Raw genomic sequence first — 2,661 nt, forward strand, 5'->3', positions numbered from 1 at the left:
GCTTCGGGTCCTACGTCTCCCAGTCCCAGTACCCTTGAGCCGTCTGTGACTATACCGACCATGTTCCACCTGCTTGTCAAGAGGAAGCTCTTATCCCTGTCCTTTGAGATCTCCTTGACCACCTCCGCCACACCGGGAGTGTAAATGGTGGAGAAGTCGTCGTAACTCCTTATGGGGACCTTGGGCACTACCTGTATCTTCCCCTGGTACTTAAGGGACAGTTCCACAGATTTCATAATGATAGATGTCAGGAGAGGGTATAAAGAGTTTGACTAAAAAGGATGACAAGCCTCACCCCTGGAAGAGACGAGCTCTAAGAAGACGTGAGGGACCTAAATGGGGTTTGGGTTTCATTGAATTTTCATAAATTTATATCCAACCCTCAGCCCTTGGGCTTCACCGTAGTCTGGGGAAACTGGTTCACATCCCTCCGCCCCTTTATAGGGATAACCTCAGCTATCAGACTCATCTGGTAGGGAAACCCACACATCTTGAGTAATGGCCAGTTACCTCTCTGGTATACCACATCCACTGCTGATCTGATCGATATAATAGTGTATAGAGGGAAAATACGGATACACCGCCCTCGCCGGTAAACCCAAAATCGCGACCCAAAATAGGTCACAATTAAGTCACAGTTGGGCGACTCACGGATCCATAGCGAATAGCAATTTTATTTATAGATGTGATAAAAATTTTATTTTATTAATATTAAGTTTTACCAAAATTACAGCTAATTACCATAAAGAGAGTTAAATAAAGTGAATTCATAATGGAAACCTTAATCGTCCTGGTGGGTGGGAGCTCAGGATGCCTTTAAACGGTTTGTCAATATTAGCATGAATAATAATGCCTTTAAAGCTGTATCTAATTGTTAGAGCAACTTAACTATTATTCCTTATGAGATAATAAAGACAGAAAAGGCTTTCAAAGTAAAAGTAGAAATCGAGAGGAGGTCAGATGGAGATAACTTCTTTGCTGACGAAAAACGGATTTGAGGAATTTGGTTGCAGTGCAGAAGAATATTACGATGATTACGGTAAATTTCATGTTATACCTCGTTACAAGTCAGTTAGATGTTATCAGAAAGAGTATGAATGGGGGACAGCAACGATTAGGTCATTAGATTTAGATGAGGACGAGGTTACAGTTTACCTTAATGTGAATGATTTTCCTCCAGCCATTGTTAGAAGGATAAATGATGGATCAGCGGACTACCCTGAACTAGACAACGCTTATGCTCATCTGGTTGATGCGACTTATCATTACGAGAGGGCTAACCTTTCTTTCTACCCTGATGTTAATCCAGTCGATCACAATCTAGAGCTGTTTTGCGAAAAAGACGAGCTAATTAGCTGTGTCGAAAGTGTCTCTTCGTGGATTAATGATTATATCAAGTACTTAGAAGGAAAAGCCGAAGATTTGTTAAGAAAGATTAAGCCAGATGAATTGAATGACGTCAGGTGTCCTAAATGTGGTATAACTATGAAAAAATACGAGCTTGAATATCATTTAGCACAACACGAATTTGACGAGGCTAAAGAACAATTTAATATTGTAAGTAAAATAATTAATAATGAATATACAATCCCAGATGAGTCGGAATATCCATTAGCTTTTAAATATTTTGAAAAAGATATTAAAGATTTACTTAAGATAAAAATTTTACCTCTGCACAAAGGTTTGGCGGATGAGATTAACAAAAGGATTAGCGAAGGGGTCGAGAAAAGAGGAGTATTACATTTAAATTTAAATCAGTTCTTATATTATTTCATGGATATACCAGAATTAATAATAAAGAATGTTCCTAAGGAGATCAGAAAGGAGTTTATACTGGAGTACACTTCTATACGTACAGTACTATCTAGCTCAGCTTTAGACAAGTTCATTAATCTTATAGTTAAAGTGATATGGCGATTCAAGAAATTAGGAATCCTCAGTTTACTATTAAGTTAAACTTTACTATTAAATTAAAGAAAAAAAGAGGCATGTGTTATGCTCATATCTATGTCAATGAAAACCATATAGCCTATTTGAAAGTAGACGGTAAGATAAAGGATAAGATAAGAAATAAAATAGCTGAACATTTAATAGATTCTATTGAAATAGAAAATTTACAGAAGAATTATATAATAAAATAAGACACTCGTGTTTCACCGAATAGTTTCATAGATAGACATCTGATTCGGTCTCATCCCAATAATAGTGTACATAATGAGAAGAAATTTGAAAATTTTAACCTTATTGCGATTTGTATATTTCTTCAATTTTTATCAGAGTTTACGTGAATCCTTATTTCAATTTGATTCATAACTTCAAATATTAAGTCGACCAATGAGTTTGTCACCTGAGAAAATTGAACAGCGACACAAAGCGAACCTATTGGAAACCGTTACGGACAGTGAGGAAGCTGTAGCGTAAGATTGGGATGAACTTTTAAACAGGTAAGTGTGTATCGGCGTATGCTAGGCTTGATATTTGCGATCCTGATAGTGGTCATAGACGTAGTCATCTCCCTTTGGAACAGCTACAACTCGGGCCAAATCTACGCCACAAACAAGGCTCTGGGCTCGATATTTTATACATTGGGAGGATTCTTCCCCATGAGCTATATGGTCACTCTACTGATCACGTTCATAGCCGGTTACCTGGGCTACATTT

The 2,661-nt window shown here is 37.6% G+C and carries 2 protein-coding genes and 2 pseudogenes; 2 read left to right on the forward strand and 2 right to left on the reverse strand.

From position 1 onward, the window contains the following. Together METMK1DRAFT_RS00525 and METMK1DRAFT_RS18045 are read right to left on the reverse strand one after the other, a co-directional pair. Nucleotides 1-236, reverse strand: a pseudogene (locus tag METMK1DRAFT_RS00525) (malate dehydrogenase); the annotation flags it as partial. 146 nt (nt 237-382) lie between these two features. Continuing rightward, complete coding sequence (locus METMK1DRAFT_RS18045) at nt 383-526, reverse strand: hypothetical protein (protein ID WP_172634088.1); 144 nt, start codon at nt 524-526, stop codon at nt 383-385. Between the two features lie 434 nt (nt 527-960). Between METMK1DRAFT_RS18045 and METMK1DRAFT_RS00530 the strand changes: the two genes are divergently transcribed. Further along, on the forward strand, nt 961-1,956 hold the full coding sequence (locus METMK1DRAFT_RS00530; protein WP_009069492.1) for a hypothetical protein: 996 nt from the start codon (nt 961-963) through the stop codon (nt 1,954-1,956). A gap of 506 nt (nt 1,957-2,462) precedes the next feature. After that, nucleotides 2,463-2,661: pseudogene (locus METMK1DRAFT_RS00535) on the forward strand (hypothetical protein); the annotation flags it as partial.

Origin of the sequence: Metallosphaera yellowstonensis MK1, assembly GCF_000243315.1 — an archaeon.
GTDB classification, from domain to species: Archaea; Thermoproteota; Thermoprotei_A; order Sulfolobales; family Sulfolobaceae; genus Metallosphaera; species Metallosphaera yellowstonensis.